The sequence below is a fragment of the Luteimonas vadosa genome (assembly GCF_039543545.1).
Lineage (GTDB): Bacteria > Pseudomonadota > Gammaproteobacteria > Xanthomonadales > Xanthomonadaceae > Luteimonas > Luteimonas vadosa.
The window spans coordinates 367433-384803 of the sequence record NZ_BAABJY010000002.1 but is presented as its reverse complement, the minus strand read 5'-3'; the positions used below and the strand labels follow the sequence as shown (position 1 = coordinate 384803).

16 protein-coding genes and 2 pseudogenes are annotated in these 17371 nt (G+C 69.1%); 9 read left to right on the top strand and 9 right to left on the bottom strand.

The features are described 5' to 3' along the window. The first annotated feature begins 5 nt into the window (after positions 1-5). The 5 genes from ABD970_RS07650 (at position 6) to ABD970_RS07630 (ending at position 3563) form a co-directional block, all read left to right on the top strand. Positions 6-755 carry a LamB/YcsF family protein gene (locus ABD970_RS07650; RefSeq protein ID WP_345294908.1) on the top strand — a complete coding sequence of 250 codons (750 nt, stop codon included), beginning with the start codon at positions 6-8 and terminating at the stop codon, positions 753-755. Between the two features lie 13 nt (positions 756-768). Continuing rightward, entirely contained in the window at positions 769-1476 is a 708-nt protein-coding gene (locus ABD970_RS07645) for a DUF969 domain-containing protein (protein WP_345294907.1), read from the top strand. Further along, positions 1473-2426: a DUF979 domain-containing protein gene (locus ABD970_RS07640; RefSeq protein WP_345294906.1), complete on the top strand. Its 954-nt coding sequence runs from the start codon at positions 1473-1475 to the stop codon at positions 2424-2426. The genes ABD970_RS07645 and ABD970_RS07640 overlap by 4 nt, the downstream gene beginning before the upstream one ends. Positions 2427-2535: 109 nt before the next feature. Beyond that, a complete protein-coding gene (gene pcp, locus ABD970_RS07635) occupies positions 2536-3198 on the top strand; it encodes a pyroglutamyl-peptidase I (RefSeq protein WP_345294905.1) in 663 nt (220 codons plus the stop codon). 35 nt (positions 3199-3233) lie between these two features. Next, positions 3234-3563: a hypothetical protein gene (locus tag ABD970_RS07630; protein ID WP_345294904.1), complete on the top strand. Its 330-nt coding sequence runs from the start codon at positions 3234-3236 to the stop codon at positions 3561-3563. Between the two features lie 4 nt (positions 3564-3567). On the opposite strand, the gene dcd is transcribed toward ABD970_RS07630, so the two are convergent. The 3 genes from dcd to apbC all read right to left on the bottom strand — a co-directional run bounded on the left by dcd (position 3568) and on the right by apbC (position 6868). Further along, complete coding sequence (gene dcd, locus ABD970_RS07625; RefSeq protein WP_345294903.1) at positions 3568-4140, bottom strand: dCTP deaminase; 573 nt, start codon at positions 4138-4140, stop codon at positions 3568-3570. 132 nt (positions 4141-4272) lie between these two features. Next, complete coding sequence (locus tag ABD970_RS07620; protein WP_345294902.1) at positions 4273-5646, bottom strand: S8 family peptidase; 1374 nt, start codon at positions 5644-5646, stop codon at positions 4273-4275. Between the two features lie 334 nt (positions 5647-5980). Beyond that, positions 5981-6868 (bottom strand): iron-sulfur cluster carrier protein ApbC, encoded by an 888-nt coding sequence (gene apbC / locus ABD970_RS07615; protein ID WP_345294901.1) that lies wholly within the window; start codon positions 6866-6868, stop codon positions 5981-5983. Between the two features lie 153 nt (positions 6869-7021). Between apbC and ABD970_RS07610 the strand changes: the two genes are divergently transcribed. From ABD970_RS07610 to rnfB, 3 genes are all read left to right on the top strand, one after another. Then, complete coding sequence (locus ABD970_RS07610; RefSeq protein WP_345295678.1) at positions 7022-7450, top strand: DUF2147 domain-containing protein; 429 nt, start codon at positions 7022-7024, stop codon at positions 7448-7450. Between the two features lie 207 nt (positions 7451-7657). After that, positions 7658-9760, top strand: coding sequence for a methionine--tRNA ligase (gene metG, locus ABD970_RS07605; RefSeq protein ID WP_345294900.1), 2103 nt, complete (start codon positions 7658-7660; stop codon positions 9758-9760). 140 nt (positions 9761-9900) lie between these two features. Beyond that, complete coding sequence (gene rnfB / locus ABD970_RS07600) at positions 9901-10500, top strand: Rnf electron transport complex subunit RnfB (protein ID WP_345294899.1); 600 nt, start codon at positions 9901-9903, stop codon at positions 10498-10500. A 452-nt stretch (positions 10501-10952) separates the two neighbouring features. Here the strand turns inward: rnfB and ABD970_RS07595 are convergent, their stop codons facing one another. The 5 genes and pseudogenes from ABD970_RS07595 to mutL all read right to left on the bottom strand — a co-directional run. Further along, positions 10953-11324: a hypothetical protein gene (locus ABD970_RS07595; RefSeq protein WP_345294898.1), complete on the bottom strand. Its 372-nt coding sequence runs from the start codon at positions 11322-11324 to the stop codon at positions 10953-10955. Positions 11325-11331: 7 nt separating this feature from the next. Beyond that, positions 11332-12327 carry a TraB/GumN family protein gene (locus tag ABD970_RS07590; protein WP_345294897.1) on the bottom strand — a complete coding sequence of 332 codons (996 nt, stop codon included), beginning with the start codon at positions 12325-12327 and terminating at the stop codon, positions 11332-11334. A 39-nt stretch (positions 12328-12366) separates the two neighbouring features. Continuing rightward, entirely contained in the window at positions 12367-13329 is a 963-nt protein-coding gene (locus ABD970_RS07585; RefSeq protein WP_425563067.1) for a DUF1684 domain-containing protein, read from the bottom strand. Position 13330: 1 nt separating this feature from the next. Beyond that, positions 13331-14035: pseudogene (locus tag ABD970_RS12480) on the bottom strand (DNA mismatch repair MutL family protein); the annotation flags it as partial. Between the two features lie 83 nt (positions 14036-14118). Then, positions 14119-15142, bottom strand: a pseudogene (gene mutL, locus ABD970_RS12475) (DNA mismatch repair endonuclease MutL); the annotation flags it as partial. A 205-nt stretch (positions 15143-15347) separates the two neighbouring features. On the opposite strand from mutL, the gene ABD970_RS07575 reads away from it, so the two are divergent. Beyond that, a complete protein-coding gene (locus ABD970_RS07575; RefSeq protein WP_345294895.1) occupies positions 15348-15797 on the top strand; it encodes a hypothetical protein in 450 nt (149 codons plus the stop codon). Positions 15798-15830: 33 nt separating this feature from the next. Here the strand turns inward: ABD970_RS07575 and ABD970_RS07570 are convergent, their stop codons facing one another. After that, positions 15831-17324: an N-acetylmuramoyl-L-alanine amidase gene (locus ABD970_RS07570; RefSeq protein ID WP_345294894.1), complete on the bottom strand. Its 1494-nt coding sequence runs from the start codon at positions 17322-17324 to the stop codon at positions 15831-15833. Positions 17325-17371: the final 47 nt, after the last annotated feature.

The following is a 17371-nucleotide window of genomic DNA, read 5'->3' as shown; positions in this document are numbered from 1 at the left end:
CCGGGATGATGCGGATCGATTTCAATTGCGACCTGGGGGAAGGCTGCGGCAACGACGCCGGGATCATCCCGCTGATCAGTTCGGCCAGCATCGCCTGCGGCGGCCATGCCGGCGATGCGCGGACCATGGACGAGGCGATCGGGCTGTGCCTGCGCCACGGCGTGGCGATTGGCGCGCACCCCTCGTTCGAGGACCGCGAACACTTCGGCCGCCGCGAACTGGCCACCACACCCGACGCGGTGCACGACCTGGTCGCGCGCCAGCTCGCAGTCTTGGCCGCGGCGTGCGACCGCCACGCCACGCGCCCGCGCCACGTCAAGCCGCATGGCGCGCTGTACAACCTGGCCGCGCGCGATGCCGCTATTGCGCAAGCCATCGTCGATGCCGTGCTGGCGCAGGACCCCTCGCTGGTCCTGTATGCCCTGTCGGGTTCGGTCCTGGCCCGGGCTGGCGAGACCGCTGGCTTGCGCGTCGCGCACGAAGTGTTCGCCGAACGCCGCTACGAGGCCGACGGAACGCTGACGCCGCGCGACCGGCCCGATGCGGTTATCGAGGGGATCGCCGACGCGCTCGCGCAGGTCGAGGCGATGCTGGCCACGGGTCGCGTCACCGCGCGCACCGGCGAGACGGTCGCGATCCAGGCCGACACGCTCTGCCTGCACGGCGACCGCGCCGATGCGCCGGACTTCGCCCGCGCCTTGCATGACACACTCGCCGCCGCGGGCGTGCGCATCGTCGCGCCGGGCGCAAGCTGATGGAGGGGTGCTGATGCAGTACTGGCCGCTGGTCGGCGTCGCGCTGGTGGTGATCGGGTTCGCCCTGCGGATGAACCCGGCGATGGTCGTGGTCGGCGCCGGGGTCGTCACCGGGCTGGTGGCCGGGAAGTCGCCCGTCGAGGTGCTCACCCTGCTCGGCGAATCCTTCACCAAGCAGCGTTACCTGGCGATCTTCCTGCTGACGCTTCCGGTGATCGGGCTGCTGGAGCGCCATGGCCTCAAGGAGCGCGCGCAAGCGTGGATCGCGCGGCTGCAGGCAGCCACGGCCGGCCGCCTGCTGATCGTCTACCTCGCGGCGCGGCAGCTGACGGCGATGTGCGGCCTCAACAGCCTGGGCGGCCACCCGCAGACCGTGCGCCCGCTGCTGGCGCCGATGGCCGAAGGCGCGGCCGACGCGCGGCATGGCGAGCTGCCGGAGGCCAGCCGCGAGCGGCTGAAGGCGATGTGCGCGGCCACCGACAACGTCGGCCTGTTCTTCGGCGAGGACATCTTCATCGCGTTCGGCGCGGTGCTGCTGATGCAGGGCTTCTACGCCGAGAACGGCATCGCGCTGGAGCCGCTGCAGATCGCGCTCTGGGGCATCCCGACGGCGATCTGCGCCTTCGCCATCCACGCCACGCGCCTGTCGCGGCTCGACGCCCGCCTCGCGCGCGAGGTCGCCGCCCTCCACGCCAGGGCGCCCGCGGAGCGCGACGCATGATCACGCTGCAGTGGATCTACTGGCTCACCGGCGTCTACCTTGCAGCGGTCGCCCTGCTCGGCCTGCGCGACCGTGGCAATCCGCGCCGGGTCACGACCGCGCTGTTCTGGGGCCTGCTGGCCGCGATGTTCCTGGTCGGCGAGCGCGTGCCGCCCGCGGTCGTTGGCGCGGTCGTGGTCGTGCTTGCCGCGCTCGCGGGCCTGGGCGGATTGCGGCGGGGACGCTACGAGGAAAGCTCCGGCGAAGTGAAGGCCAGCGAGGCGGCTCGCCTCGGCAACCGGCTGTTCTGGCCGGCGCTGTTGATCCCGCTGGTGACCCTGTTGTTCGCGGTGGTGCTGGACGGCGCGCGGATCGCAGGCGTTCGCCTGCTGGGCGAGGAGCAGACCACCCTGGTCGGCCTGGGCATCGCCTGCGTCGTCGCCGTGGCCGCCGCCTGCTGGCTGACGCGACGATCGCCCTGGTCGGCCGTGGAACAGTCGCGGCGGCTGATCGACTCGATCGGCTGGGCGGCGATCCTGCCGCTGCTGCTGGCCACGCTGGGCAGCGTGTTCGCGGCCGCGGGCGTGGGTGAAGCGGTGGCCGGCCTGGTCAAGGCGGTGATCCCGGTCGAGAACCGCTTCATCGTGGTGCTGGCCTATGCGCTCGGCATGGCGCTGTTCACCATGGTCATGGGCAATGCCTTCGCCGCATTCCCGGTGATGACCGCCGGCATCGGCCTGCCGCTGCTGGTGCAGGCGCATGGCGCCGACGCCGCCTCGCTGGCCGCGATCGGCATGCTCTCGGGCTACTGCGGCACCTTGCTGACGCCGATGGCAGCCAACTTCAACCTGGTGCCCGCCGCGTTGCTGGAACTCAAGGACTCCTACGGCGTGATCCGCCAGCAGGTCGCCACCGCGCTGCCGCTGCTGGCCTGCAACATCGTGCTGATGTACTTCATCGTGTTCCGATGAGCGGCAGGGGACTGGCGCCCGGCGATGGCCGGCCATTGGGTTGCGCAGCGAAGAAGCGTGCTTCCGATCGATCCCGGGCAGCCGTTGCCGTCCCTCCTACAATGCGCGGATGGCCCCGCGATCTCCCCAGCCCATAATCCTGCTCACCGGTTTCGAGCCGTTCGGCGGAGAACGCTGCAACCCCAGCTGGGAAGCGGCCTCGTCCCTGCACGGCCGCCGCATTGCGGGGCACCGGGTCGTGGCGTGCCGCCTCCCGGTCGTGTTCGGCGAGTCGCTGACGGCACTGCGCGCCGCGATCCGCCGGCACGCACCTGCATTGGTGCTGTGCGTTGGCCAGGCGGGCGGACGCAGCGCGGTGTCGTTCGAACGCGTGGCGATCAACGTCGACGACGCGCGCATCCCGGACAACGCCGACGCCAGTCCGGTCGACATGCCGGTCGTGCCCGGCGGTCCGGCCGCCTACTTCGTCACCCTGCCGATCAAGGCGATGCACGCGGCGGTCCGCAAGGCGGGCATTCCCGCCGAGGTGTCGCAAACCGCCGGCACCTACGTCTGCAACCACGTCTTCTACGGGCTGATGCATGCACTGCGCCGCAAGCCGGCCGTGCGCGGCGGCTTCGTCCACATCCCCTGGTCCCCGAGCCAGGCCGCCAACCACCCCGGTGCCCCGTCGTTGTCCACGGAGCTGGTGGTCGACGCCCTGCGCATCGCGCTGCGGGTCGCGATCGGGACACCCCGCGACGTGCCGATCCCCGCCGGTGCGGAACACTGATCCCCCCATCGAACCTTCGTCCCCGGAGTCCGCCAATGTCCCCACGAACGCACACCTTGCCCGCGCCGCTGAAGCTGCTGGCGCTGTTGCTCGCCCTGCTGGCCTGCATGCAGGCAGCGCCGGCCCATGCCGCGCTGTTCGGCAAATCCCCAGCCAGGACCGCGGAGGAAGCCGAACGCGCCGGCATGGTGGCCGTCACCATCTGGGTGGATGCCAGCTGGGGATTCCGCAAGCAGGGCGCCGCCAACGACCTCAGCGCCGCGCACCAGGCCTTCACCGCACGCGGGTATCGCGTCGCCAGCGTCGAGCCCTACATCGAGAACGGCGACCTGGAGGGCTTCTTCGTCACCTACCAGAAGCCCTGACCGCTCAGGTCCTCGGCAGCGTGACCCCGGTCTGCCCCTGGTATTTCCCGCCGCGATCCTTGTACGAGGTTTCGCACACGTCGTCGGGGGCAGCCTGGAAGAACAGCATCTGCGCCACGCCCTCGTTGGCGTAGATGCGCGCCGGCAGGGGCGTGGTGTTGGAGAACTCGAGGGTCACGTGGCCCTCCCACTCCGGTTCCAGCGGCGTGACGTTGACGATGATCCCGCAGCGCGCGTAGGTGCTCTTGCCCAGGCAGACCACCAGGGTGTCGCGCGGGATGCGGAAGAACTCCACCGTCCGCGCCAGCGCGAAGGAGTTGGGCGGGATGATGCAGACGTCGGCGTCGACGTCGACGAAGCTGCCGCTGTCGAAGTGCTTGGGGTCGACGATGGTGGAATTGATGTTGGTGAAGACCTTGAACTCGCGGGAGCAACGCACGTCGTAGCCATAGCTGGACGTGCCGTAGCTGACGATGCGCTCGCCGCCGGCCTGCTTGACCTGTCCCGGCTCGAACGGCTCGATCATGCCGTGTCGTTCTGCCCTGTCGCGGATCCAGCGGTCGGACTTGATGCTCATGCGGCTTGCGGCTCCCGGTGGCGAAAGCACGATTCTATCCGCTGAGCCGCCCGCGTCCCATGCGACGGAACGCCAGGAACGGAAAGGCCCGGCGATGCCGGGCCCTCCGCGTTGCTCGAATTGCAGCGTGGCTCAGAAGCTGCTGGCGTTCAGCCGCCCGTTGCTCAGCACCTTGCCCTGCAGCGACGGCGTGGTGACCGCCGTGCCCAGGATCGCGGCCTTGACGTCGGCCGCACTGGCGCCCGGTCGCGCGGACCTGTAGAGCGCCGCGGCGCCGGTCACGTGCGGGGTGGCCATCGAGGTGCCGTTGTAGCTGGCGTAGCCCGAGACGAGCTTGCCCTTCGTGGACTTGGGCACCGTCGACCAGATCCCGGAACCCGGTGCACCGATGTCGACCGTGACCGCGCCGTACTGCGAATAGCTTGCCAGCGCACCACTGCTGGTCAGCGCCGCCACGGCGATGATGTTCGGATTCGGGTAGTTGGAGGGATAGCTGGCGGTGGTGTCGTTGTTGGCGCCGGAATTGCCTGCCGCCGCGATGAACAGGATGCCCGCGCTGTCGGCGCGGCCGATCGCATCCTGCAACGCCTGCGAGAAGCCGCCGCCACCCCAGGAATTGTTGGTCGCGACCAGGTTCAGGCCATGGCGGGTCTTGAGGTCGTTGAAGTAGTCGATGGCGCTGATCGCATCGGCGGTCGAGCCGCCGCGGCGACCGAGGAAGCGGGCGCTGATCAGCTTGACGCCGCTCCAGCACACGCCCGCCACGCCCTTGCCGTTGCCGCCGACGCCGGCAATGGTGCCGGCCACGTGCGTCCCATGGTCGTCGCCGCTGCCACCGGAGTTCACGTTGTTGCTGCCGCCCTCGAAATCCCAGCCGTTGACGTCGTCGACGTAGCCGTTGCCGTCGTTGTCGATGCCGTCGACCGGGTCGTGCGGATTGACCCAGATGTTGGCCGCGAGGTCCTCGTGCTGGGTGTAGATGCCCTCGTCGATCACGCCGACGACGACATTGCCGCAGCTGGTGTGGCCGGCGGCCCAGGCTTCGCCGGCCTGCGAACCGTACTGGTTGGCGGGGCTGGTGGCGTCGCCGTACATGCCCCACAGCGAGCCGTTGGTGTAGTAGGTGTCGTTGGAGACGGCGGCGTGCTGGTAGATCCAGTTCGGCTCGGCGTATTCGACCGATGTGTCGTTCTGGATCGCACGCACGGCGGTGGCGACGTCCAGCCCGCGCGGCAGGCGCATCAGGGCGAGCTCGCCCACCTTGGCGTTGCCGCCACGGACCGTCCGGATCTTCTGGGCACCCAGGCCGCGGCGAACCGCATCCTGGCTGGCGGCATTGCTGCCGTCGCGGAACTTGACGAGCACTTCGCCGTCATGGTGCGGCTGTCCGGCCTTCAGCCCGGAGAGGACGAGATCAGGGCGGCCGCCGGCGGTGGCTGCGGTGGACAAGCCCAGGGTCAGGGCGACTGCGCTTGCGAGCGTGGCGATGCGGAGACTGCGATTCACGTGGTGAGACCTCTTCAAGGTGGAAGTGCGACCGATGGCGGGCAGGCGGCACCGGACATGCGACCGGGGCAGGCCTGTTGCAGGAAAACGCGAAGAAACGACAGCTCGGATGCCGGCCACCGGCGAAGACGTACCGCAGGCCGCGCTGAACAGTACGACGGCTCGCCGGAAACGCATGCTGCATAGCAGCAGGCACCGGGATCACATCCTGAATGGGCGTTGAACCGTGACGGCCGCCACGGATTCAGCGCTTCCACGCCAGTGTCGTTGTTGCAACGCAGCACGCCTTGGAGGCGACGCGCGCCAGTCGCCGCGAATCGCTAGGCGATGGCGCTCACTGGCTTAGTAGCGAGGCAGCAATCGGCATGGCGGCCCGCGGGCGTTTCGCCAGCACTTCCACCAGACGACGGGCCGTGTCGCGGTAGGCCATTGCGGCCGCGGAACCGGGTGCGGCCACGACGATCGGCGTGCCGGCGTCGCCCTGCTCCCGGATCCCGATCTCCAGCGGCAGCGAACCCAGCAGCGGGACGCCGTACTGCGCCGCCATCCGCTCACCGCCTCCTTGCCCGAACAGGTGCTCGACGTGGCCACACTGCGTGCAGATGTGTTGCGCCATGTTCTCGACCAGGCCCAGCACCGGGACTTCGACCTTCTCGAACATGCGCAGTGCCTTCCTCGCATCCAGGGTCGCCACGTCCTGCGGCGTGGTGACGATGATCGCGCCGGCCACCGGGATCTTCTGCGCCAGGGTCAGCTGGATGTCGCCGGTCCCGGGCGGCAGGTCGACGACGAGGTAGTCGAGCGGATGGTCGAGTCCGTCGTCCCCGCCCCAGAGGGTCTCGCCCAGCAACTGGGTGAGCGCCGACGTCGCCATCGGGCCGCGCCAGATCATCGGCGTTTCCTGTTCGACCAGCAGGCCGATCGACATCGCCTCGATGCCGTGCGCACGCATCGGCTCGATGGACTTGCCGTCGGGGCTGTCCGGGCGCCCGTGGAGCCCCAGCATCATCGGGATGCTCGGCCCGTAGACGTCGGCATCGAGCACGCCGACGCGGGCACCGTCCGCGGCCAGCGCGAGCGCGAGGTTCACGGCGGTGGTCGACTTGCCGACCCCACCCTTGCCCGATCCGATGGCCAGGATGTTGCGGACCCGCGGCAGCGGGCTGAGCTTGGGCTGCACGGCGTGGGCGTGGACGCGCGGGGGTGTCGAGGGGTTCTGCATGGCGGTGATTCTAGTCGAGTGGCGCCGGGCATCCGGATCGCAACGCGGTTTTCGACGGCTTCGCGGCATCGCGTCGTCCGCTGCCGAGCGCCCTACGGCCGCCGGCCGATGCGGTATAAAGGCCGCGCCGCCTATTCCGAAGCCTTGCCGCCGATGCGCATCCGAACGATCCTCTGCCTGCTCGCCCTGCTGCCGATGGCCGCCTTCGCCCAAGGCTCGCCCGTAGGCCGGTGGAAGACGATCGACGACGAGACCGGGAAGGTCAAATCGATCGTCGAGGTCAGCCAGGACGCCAAGGGCATCCTGCAGGGCCGCGTGGTCGAGGTCCTGCGCTCGTCACGCGGACCGAATCCGGTGTGCGACAAGTGCAGCGGCGCGAACAGGGGCAGGCCCGTGCAGGGCATGACCATCCTGTGGGGATTGAGGAAGGACGGCGCCGGCTGGGGCGGCGGCACCATCCTCGATCCCAAGGACGGGAAAACCTACAAATCGAAGGCCGAGTTGCTCGACGGCGGCGCCAAGCTCGGCGTTTCCGGGTGCATCGCCTTCATCTGCCGCCAGCAGGTCTGGGTCCGCGAATAACCCGAAGGTCGCGTCGCACCGCGACCCGAGCCGCCCCGACCCAAACATTCGGGATCTGTTCTTTTGCAGCGCGCCCCCTTGCATACCAGCGAATCGATGCGTCCCCTGCCAGCAGCCGCGCTTCGATTACCGTCGCCGGCCCCTGCCTGCGGCCGGTCGAACCCCACCCCCATGCCATAATCTCGGGCCCTCGTCCGCGGTCCCGCCATGCCCCGCCACGCCCTCGTCACCAATGCGCTGCCCTACGCCAACGGGCCGCTGCACCTGGGCCACCTGGTGGGTTACATCCAGGCCGACATCTGGGTCCGGGCACGCCGCATGGGCGGCGACACGGTGCATTACGTCTGCGCCGACGACACCCACGGCACGCCGATCATGCTGGCGGCGGAAAAGGCCGGCGTCAGCCCGGAGCAGTTCATCGCCGGCATCCAGGCCGGGCACGAGCGCGACTTCGCCGATTTCGGCGTCGCCTTCGACCACTACGACTCGACCCATTCCGCCGGCAACCGTGCGCTGACGGAGGCGATCTACGCGCGCCTGGACAACAACGGGCACATCTCGCGGCGCACGGTCGAGCAGCTGTACGACCCCGAAAAGGGCATGTTCCTGCCGGATCGCTACGTCAAGGGCATCTGCCCCAACTGCGGCACGCCGGACCAGTACGGCGACAACTGCGAGCACTGCGGCGCGACCTATTCGCCGACCGAGCTCAAGTCGCCGGTGTCGGTGGTCAGCGGCGCGACACCGGAGTTGCGCGAGTCGGAGCACTTCTTCTTCGAGCTGGGCCAGTTCACCGGTTTCCTGCGCGAATGGCTGGCCGGCCACGTGGCCGTCCCCGGGGTCAAGGCGAAGCTGGAGGAATGGCTGGACGGCGAAGGCGGCCTGCGGCCGTGGGACATTTCCCGCGACGCCCCCTACTTCGGCTTCGAGATCCCGGGCCATCCGGGCAAGTTCCTGTATGTCTGGCTGGATGCCCCGATCGGCTACCTCAGCAGCTTCCAGGCGCTGTGCGACCGCCTCGACCTGAATTTCTACGATTACCTCGCCCCGGGCAGCGACGCCGAGCTGCACCACTTCCTGGGCAAGGACATCATCAACTTCCACGGCCTGTTCTGGCCGGCCGTGCTGCACGGCGCCGGCATGCGCGCGCCGACGCGGCTGCACGTCAACGGCTACCTGACCGTGGACGGCGCCAAGATGTCGAAATCGCGCGGCACCTTCGTGCTGGCGCGGACCTACCTCGACCAGGGCCTGCCACCCGAGGCGCTGCGCTACTACTTCGCCGCGCGTTCGGCCGGCGGCGTGGACGACCTCGACCTCAACCTCTCGGATTTCGTGGCGCGGGTGAACGCCGACCTGGTCGGCAAGTTTGTCAACCTCGCCAGCCGGTGCGCCGGCTTCGTGAGCAAGCGCTTCGACGGCCAGCTCGCCGACGCCTTGCCCGACGACGCGACCTACCTGCGCTTCCTCGACGCGCTGGCACCGATCCGCCAGGCCTACGAGCGCAACGAACCGGCCACCGTGTTGCGCATCGCGATGGGCCTGGCCGACGAAGCCAACCGCTACATCGACGAACGCAAGCCCTGGGTGCTGGCCAAGCAGGACGGCAGCGAGGCGGAGTTGCAGGCCGTGTGCACGCAGGGACTCAACCTGTTCCGCGTGCTGGCCGGCGCCCTGGCGCCGGTGTTGCCGGCGATGGCGCGCCAGGTCGAAGGCTTCCTCGGCGCGCCGTTGCAGGCGTGGAGCGACCTCGACCAGCCCTTGCTCGGACATCGCATCCAGCCGTACGAACCCCTGTTCACCCGACTCGACCCCAAGCAGATCGCCGCCATGACCGAAGCCAGCAAGGAAGACCTAAAGCCCTCGAACCCGGCCCCCGCAGGCGCGAAGCCTGCCGTCGCCGACTCGGACGCGACACCCACGACGGCCGCGCCCCCCGCAGCATCCCCGGCGCAAGCTCCGGCGCAGGACTCGGCCGAGACCATTTCGATTGCCGATTTCGCCAAGCTCGACCTGCGCATCGGCAAGGTCGTGGCCTGCGAGCGCGTCGAGACCTCCGACAAGCTGCTGCGCTTCGAACTCGACGCCGGCGAACTCGGCACCCGGCAGATCTTCTCCGGCATCCGCGCCAGCTACGACGATCCCGCCGCGCTGGTCGGCCGCAACGTCGTGTTCATCGCCAACCTGGCTCCGCGCAAGATGCGGTTCGGCGTGAGCGAAGGCATGATCCTCTCGGCCGGTTTCGACGACGGTCCGCTGGCACTTCTCGCCGCCGACGACACGGCCAAACCCGGCATGCCGGTCCGCTGAAGCCCATCTCCCGAGCGCGGGGCGAGGCCCCATAGGTCGCGCGCCACTGGCGCGCACGCGGCTGATCGCCCATGGGGATGGCATGGGCCGGGGCGCGGAGCGGGGGTTGAAGTGAGGGCCTCGACCCCAGCAGGCGCGTCATGGACGTTGGCAGGACGCCAGCGACGCAGCGAACTGGCAAGAACCTGGACGCATGCCAGGTTGGGGCGCATGCGTGGTGCCGGCACAATGGGTTTGTTTCTGCCGCACCCGCACCCGCATCCGGCCCCTCGGGCCACCTTCTCCCGGAAGGAGAAAGGATGACCAGGACTTCAATGCCGAACCTCACCGAACGCCTCGACCGCCTGCTCCCGCAAACCCAATGCGGGCAATGCGGCTTCGACGGCTGCCTGCCCTACGCCGCGGCGATGGCGCTTGGTCAGGCGGGCGTGGATCGCTGCCCACCCGGCGGCGATGCCGGCGCCCGGGCCCTGGCCCACGTGCTGGGCGTCCCAGCCCTGCCCTACGACCGCAGCCGCGGCGAGCACAAACCCGCCACCGTCGCCCTGGTGATCGAGGACGACTGCATCGGCTGCACCAAGTGCATCCAGGCCTGCCCCGTCGACGCCATCATCGGCGGCGCCAAGCACATGCACACCGTGATCGAGCCGCTGTGCACCGGGTGCGAGCTGTGCGTGCCGGTATGCCCGGTGGATTGCATCGAGATGATCTGCGTCGACGGTGCTGGCAACCCCGCGTGAGTCGAGCCAGCCATCGCCTGGCAACGAATTTAGTGAACGCCCGGACTTAGGTGCCGCCGGGATGTGGGTTGGGCTTGTACGAATTCTTGGGCCCCGAGCCCATTAGTGGCACCACTGCTGCTGACCGCATCTGGGAGCAATGTGTCCGACCATCGCCTTTGGCGCCCGGCGTGCGTACTGATTCCCGCGCGGGGGCGTTTGCGGTTATTGAGTAGGCCAAGGACTCGGCTGGCGCGACTTGCGCGCGGGACGTCTTGTAGTGGCTGTAGCCGGTCCAGGCGATGACGGCAAGGAATAGTAAAACCAGTAGACTCTTCACGCAGCAATTCCTTCAGCCACGGGGTCTAGCGCCCGATTCAAGCCGACCCGCAGCGGTGCGGCGACTGAGCACAATATCGCCGAAGGCCCGCGCTCAGGCGCCGCGCCGATGCAGGTTCGGCTTGAACGAATTGTCAGGCGCCACCGTCGTGTACCACGGTAATGCCCGCGGGTGGTGGGAACTGCAAGACCGATCCCTCGGCGACAACGCAGCTCACCGTCAGTTGCTTTGCACTAGGCCAGGCCAAGCGTATGCCTGGCTTGCAATAGCCCGCGAATACAAGCTTTGAGGTGGCCCAAAGTGGCAATCCGTGGTGGCGGACGAATATGCCTTGGCCATAAGGAAGATCCGACCTTTCAGGCAACGAGCGTTGCTGAGCGACGTAGTCGCCGGTTGGCGATGCGACAGGGCGCTTGGCAGGTAAGTGTTCGAGCCGCCACAGCGCTTCCCACGCTACCAAAGCCAGGGCGGCTACCACGACTAGCAAAGAGGCGAGGATCTTCATGCGGTGCCTAGCGCTTTTTACTTCCCTTACTCGAAGGCTTGCAGGCAGAGCAAATCCGCTCCACCTGATACCCCTTGGCCCGCAGCTTCTCGACCACGCCATCTTCGCCGAGCAGGTGCAGTGCACCGACCACGACCAGGGTGTCGTCGGTGCCGGGGGTCTCGAGTCGTTGTTCGATCTTGGGCACCCAGGCGTCGTTGCGCTCGACGTTGATGCGGCGGTAAAGCTGGGGATACGCGCTGCGCATCTCCACGGCCATCTCCTTCCACAGGCGGTCCGCGTCGCCGGCCCGCCACGCGGCGTGCAGTTTCTGCACGGCGTCGCGGCCCTCGGCCGACTCGGTCAGCGCCTCGTCGATGAACTGCAGTTGCTCCTGCTTGCTCATGCCGTCGAGGAAGGCGATCTGCTCGGCACCGGTCTCGAAACCCTCGGCCGGTTTCCCGGCCTCGCCGGCCTTGGCGGCAAGGTGGGCGTCCAGGCCCAGCTTGGGATCGAGGCCCATCTTCGTCATCTCGGTGATGGTGATGATCAACCCCGCGAACCAGGGCTCGAACATCTGCATCACCTGCGGCGTCATCGCCATCTTCTGCAGCTCGGCGGCATTGGCCTCAAGCCAGGCGTCGAGGCGGGCCTTGGTCGCGGGCGGCAGTTCGCTGTCGAGCTGGGTGCCGTCGGTGCGCAGCGCGGCCTGCGCCATCAGCGCCCCGAGCTGCGGCGAGCCCATTTCCTCGGGCGACAGTTCGAACGCGAGCTTCTCGGCATCGGCGAATGCCGCGTCGACGTCGCGCGACAAGGGGTAATCGGTGGGCATGAGCAGGTGGAACGAGCCCAGCAGGTAGACCGAGTTGTCCGAGTCGGACACCTTCCACAGCAAGGGCACGGGCGCTGCCTTCGCGCCGGCCGTCGCGACCGCGTCGCCGGCATTGACGGCGGACCCGTAGAGGGCGAACGCAAGGGTGGAACACAGCAGCGGTTTGATCACGGAGCGCAGCATGGGATGCATCGGGGTCCTTTCCTGTCGGGTCGGTCGGGGCGGAGGGGATCAGTGGGCCTTGGCGTAGGTCTTCTCGCCGGCGGTCACCGCCAAGTCCAGTCGATTTTCCAGCGGCGGCAGCGGACAGGTGGCGAAGGGGGTGAACGCGCAGGGCGGGTTGTAGGCTCGGTTGAAATCGATCACGACCTTGTTGTCGGCGGTCGGCAGGTCGGTATAGACGTAGCGGCCTGCGCCGTAGCTGTCGTGGCCGCTGGTGCGGTCGGCCAGGATCAGGAACAGGCTGTCCTCGCCACCGTCCAGTGCCTCGAGCCGATGCGTCTTGCCATCGCGCTCGAACACCACGACCCCCGGGTTCGGGGTGTCCTCGAGGATGCCGATGATGTTGGCGATCTGCAGCGTCTTGCCCGGCGGGTGGGGTTCGTAGCGCGCGTCGATCCGCCAGGACGGATCGGCCGGCCAGTATTCCAGGCCGGCGAACTGCGTGCGCGTCGGCGCCTCGGAATGCTTGACCCGCAAGGCAAGGCGGTCTCCCCGTTCGATCACGGTCATCTGGCCCTTGCCGTCGTCGAAGCCGACCAGGCTGGGCGCCTGGCCGTCATCGGTCTTGAGCTCGGTGCGGCCCTGCAGCGGGGCGCCGTCGAGGGTCAGCGCAACGCCGCGCTCGGGCGTCAGGAACACGCGGCCTCCGTCCCGTTGCAGCAGGCCCACTTTCTCGGGGCCCATCGCCAGGCGCAGGCCGTTGGTTGCGCCGCTGCCGACGTAATGGGTCTTGAGGTCGATCCAGTGCAGCCCGATGAGGCTGGTCCAGCCGTCGGGCTTGAGCAGGCCTTCGAGGCGCTGCTCCCGCCAGGCGGCGTTGTCGGCGAGGAATTGCATGTCGGTGGTCTCCGCGGGCGCTGCCGCGTCGTCGGAAGTGGTGGCCTGCCTCGAGGCGTTGTCGCAGGCGCCCAGGCCCAGTGCGCAGGCGGCAACGCAGGCGGCGCGCAGGATTCTGTGTGGTTTTCGAGCCATCTCAACGTCCTCGGAGGAACCAGCGGTCGATCTCGGGCAAGGGGAAGCGCGCCCACGTCGGGCGCCCATGATTGCATTGTCCGGAGCGTTCGGTCGCCTCCATCTGCCGCAACAGGGAGTTCATCTCCGGCAGGGTGAGGCGCCGGTTCGCGCGAACGGCGGCATGGCAGGCCATGGTCGAGAGCAGCTCGTCGCGCGCGGCCCGCACGCGCCGGCTCTCGCCGTGCTCGCTCAGGTCCGCCAGCACGTCGCGCAGCAGCGCTTCGGCATCACCGTCCGCCAGCAGCGCCGGGACGCTGCGCAGGAGCAGCGACTGGTGACCGCTGCGCGTGACCTCGAACCCGAGTTCGGCCAGCGTGCCGGCTTCACGCTCGGCGACGCCCGCTTCGCGTTCCGAAACCGCCACCGCCTGCGGCACCAGCAGCGGCTGCGTGCGCAGGCCCGCCGCGTCGTGCGCGGCCTTGAGCCGTTCGTAACCGATGCGTTCGTGCGCGGCGTGCATGTCGACCACCACCAGGCCGTCGGCCGTCTGGCTGAGGATGTAGATCCCGTGCAACTGGGCCAGCGCGTAGCCCAGCGGCGGCACGTCGCCATCGGCGCCCTGGGGCAAGGCGTCGTACTGCCCGGACCCGGTCGTCGCATCGATGCCGGCGCCGTGCAGCGCGGCATAACCCGCACGCGCCTCGTCCACCCGCAGGCCGAAACCGGCCTGCATGCCGTGCGTTCCCCCTGGTCCCGTGCCCGCCAACTCCCTCGCGACCGCCGCCTGCGTCGACACCGCATCCACCAGCGGGGCGTTGCCCGCGCGGGTATCGGCCAGCGAATCGTGCAGGGTGCGGTAGACGAAATCGTGCACCAGCCGCGCGTCGCGGAATCGCACTTCGTGCTTGGCCGGGTGCACGTTGACGTCCACGCGCGCCGGATCGAGCTCCAGGAACAGCACGTAGGCCGGATGGCGGCCATGGAACAGCACGTCGGCGTAGGCCTGCCTGACCGCATGCGCCACGCTGCGGTCGCGCACCGCGCGGCCATTGACGTACAGGTATTGCTGGTCGGCGCTGGCGCGCGAATACGCCGGCTGCGCGATCCAGCCATGCAGCCGGAGGCCGGCGGCGGCATGGTCGACGCGCAAGGCTTGCCTGCCGAAGTCCTCGCCAAGGGTTTCGCCCAGCCGGGCGAGGGCGAACCCGTCGCGGTCCAGCGCGGTCCCCGACGACCGGTAGCGACGCGACGGCTTGCCGTTGTGCGAGACGCGGAGCTCCACGTCGGGCCGCGCCAGTGCCAGCGAGCGCAGCCACTCCTCGATGTGACCCAGCTCGGTGCGTTCCTTGCGCAGGAACTTGCGGCGCGCGGGGACGTTGTAGAACAAGTCGCGCACTTCCACCGTCGTGCCCGGGGGCAAGGGCTTCGGTGCCACCTCGCCGATCCTGCCCCCGTCCACCGACAGTGCCGCGCCATGGTCGTCGCCCTGGCGGCGCGAACCCAGGCTGAACCGGCTGACGGAGGCGATCGATGGCAGGGCCTCGCCTCGGAAGCCGAGCGTGGCCACGGTTTCCAGGTCGTCGAGCGAGGCGATCTTGCTGGTGGCGTGGCGCGCCACCGCGAGCGGCAGCTCCCCGGCCGCGATGCCGATACCGTCGTCGCGGATGCGGATCAGCCGGACCCCGCCCTCCTCCAGGTCGATGTCGATGCGTCGTGCCCCGGCATCCAGGGCGTTCTCCACCAGTTCCTTGACCACGGACGCGGGGCGCTCGACGACTTCACCGGCGGCGATCTGGTTGACGAGGGTGTCGGGGAGTTGCTGGATCGGCACCGCGCAATGATAGCGGGCGCGGGCGGCCTGCCGTGCCGGTCCGCATTCGGCTGGCCTGCGCGCATCCCGCGGCGGGCTGGTGTCGCCTACGGACTTGAGCGGAGGTCGCGCGCGCGATGCCGGAGGTCACGGTGCAGTCGGGCACTGGCGCCTGCCGCTCGCCGGACCCAGGATCCCGTTCGGTCACCCACGCGGGGAACGCGGCATGGCAAGTGAAGTCTCCCTCCTCCGGCTTGCCTTGCTCAGGGCCATGTACGCCCTGATCGCGATTGGCCTCGGCTTGACGCTCTGGCCGCTGATCGTCACGCCGCCCTTCACGGCGGACGCGAAGTCGGTCATCCGCGCCCTGCTCGGCGCGCTCGCCGTGCTCGCTGCGGTCGGCATCCGCCATCCACTGAAAATGCTGCCGCTGCTCCTGTTCGAGCTGCTGTGGAAAGTCATCTGGGTGGCTGCCTCGGCGTTGCCGATGTGGCTCGATGGCGGCCTGGACGACTACGCGTCCGAGACCCTGTTCGCCTGCCTCATCGGCGTCGTGCTGGTCCCATTGGCGATTCCCTGGGGCTACGTGTACAGGCACTACGTCAAGGCGCCCGGAGATCCCTGGCGCGCACCGCGAACGATTGGCGGCCCCACCGAGGGGAAAACCGGGATCTAGGCGTCGGCGTGTCTTCGCCGAGGACAAGAGGGCTTAGGGCGAACCGCCGCCGGCTGCCGCGACGCTGCCACTGCCGGCGGCCCGCGCGGCGAACAAGGTCCCCGGCGGTGGCTGGCTGGTGAAGTAGGTATTGACGCCATCGAGCACGGCGCGCGCCACGGTGCGCTGGAACTCGGGGTCGACCAGGCGCTTCTCTTCGTCCGGGTTGGACAGGAACGCGGTTTCCACCAGCATCGCCGGCATGTCGGAGGTGCGCAGCACGGCGAAGTTCGCCCGCTCGATGTTGGGCTTGTGGTTGTTCCCGATGCGCTTGAGGCCGGCCAGGATGTGGTTGCCGGCGTCTTCGGACGCCTTCATGTGGCCGCTCTGGGTCAGGTCGACCAGGACGTTGGCAAGGACGTTGTCAGCCTGCGGCAGGCGTCCGCCACCGATCAGGTCGGAGGCGTTCTCCTTGTCCGCCAGCCAGCGTGCCCGCTGGGACGATGCGCCCTTGAGCGACAACACGTAGACCGAGGACCCCTTGGCGCTGCGGTTTTCGGCCGCATCGGCATGGATGGAAATGAACATGTCCGCGCCGGCGGCACGGGCGAGCCGCGCGCGCTGGGGCAACGGAATGAAGACATCGGCGTCGCGCGTGAGGTGCGCCTTGAGGCCAGGCGTCGCGTTGACCTGGCGCGCGAGCTCGCGGGCGATGGCCAGGGTGATGTTCTTCTCGCGGTTGCCGCTGGGCCCGACGGCCCCCGGGTCCTGCCCGCCATGGCCGGCGTCGATGGAAATCACCAGGGGACGGGTGCCGGCGCGAAGGTTGCGGGGCGTCTTGCCCTGCTCGGTCGGCGACGGCGCGGCCACGGGCTCGGGATTTCGTTCGACGGCCACCACCGGGCCGCCTGGACGGGGCGGTACGGATTGCACGGGCAGCGTCGGCGATGGCGCCACGGGTGGCAGTTGCTCCGACGCCGTCTGCTCGGTACCGCTCGCGGGAAGGTTGGCGATCAGCCGTGAGGTGGCGGCGCGCGCCGCGACCGAGGGATCTACCACAAGCGGACGCGCACTCTCCGCGCCGTCGTTGGGCACGGCCGGTGCCTGCGTGGCCTCGATGATCCGTGCGACGGGATCGGGGCCGTAGTCGCCGGGCCATTCCAGCACCAGCCGCGCGCCGTCCGCACCGGGTTCGAAGCGTGGCTTGAGCACCGCAACGGGCGATGCCAGGTCGAAGACGATGCGAGTGGTTCCGGGGACGGGCTGGCCACTGCGCACCGATCTCACCAGGCCGGCCGCGGCGGGCAGCTTGAAGTTCCCGTCCAGCCGGGTCCCCGGCAGGTCCACGACGAGCCTGTCGGGGTTGGCGAGCGAAAGGATCTCGAACTCGGCCTCCTGGTCGAGGCGCAGCTCCGCACGGGTACCGGTCGGTCCGGCGTCGAGCCGCAAGTCGTTGATTTCAGACGCGCGCGCCAGGTTCCAGGCCAGCGCGGCGACGAGGGCCGCACCGAGCAGGCATTGCTGGAAGTTGAGCCCCCTTGCGCGCATGAGGGCTAGTCAAGCACCAACGGTCCGCCTTTGCAACCGTTTTTTCC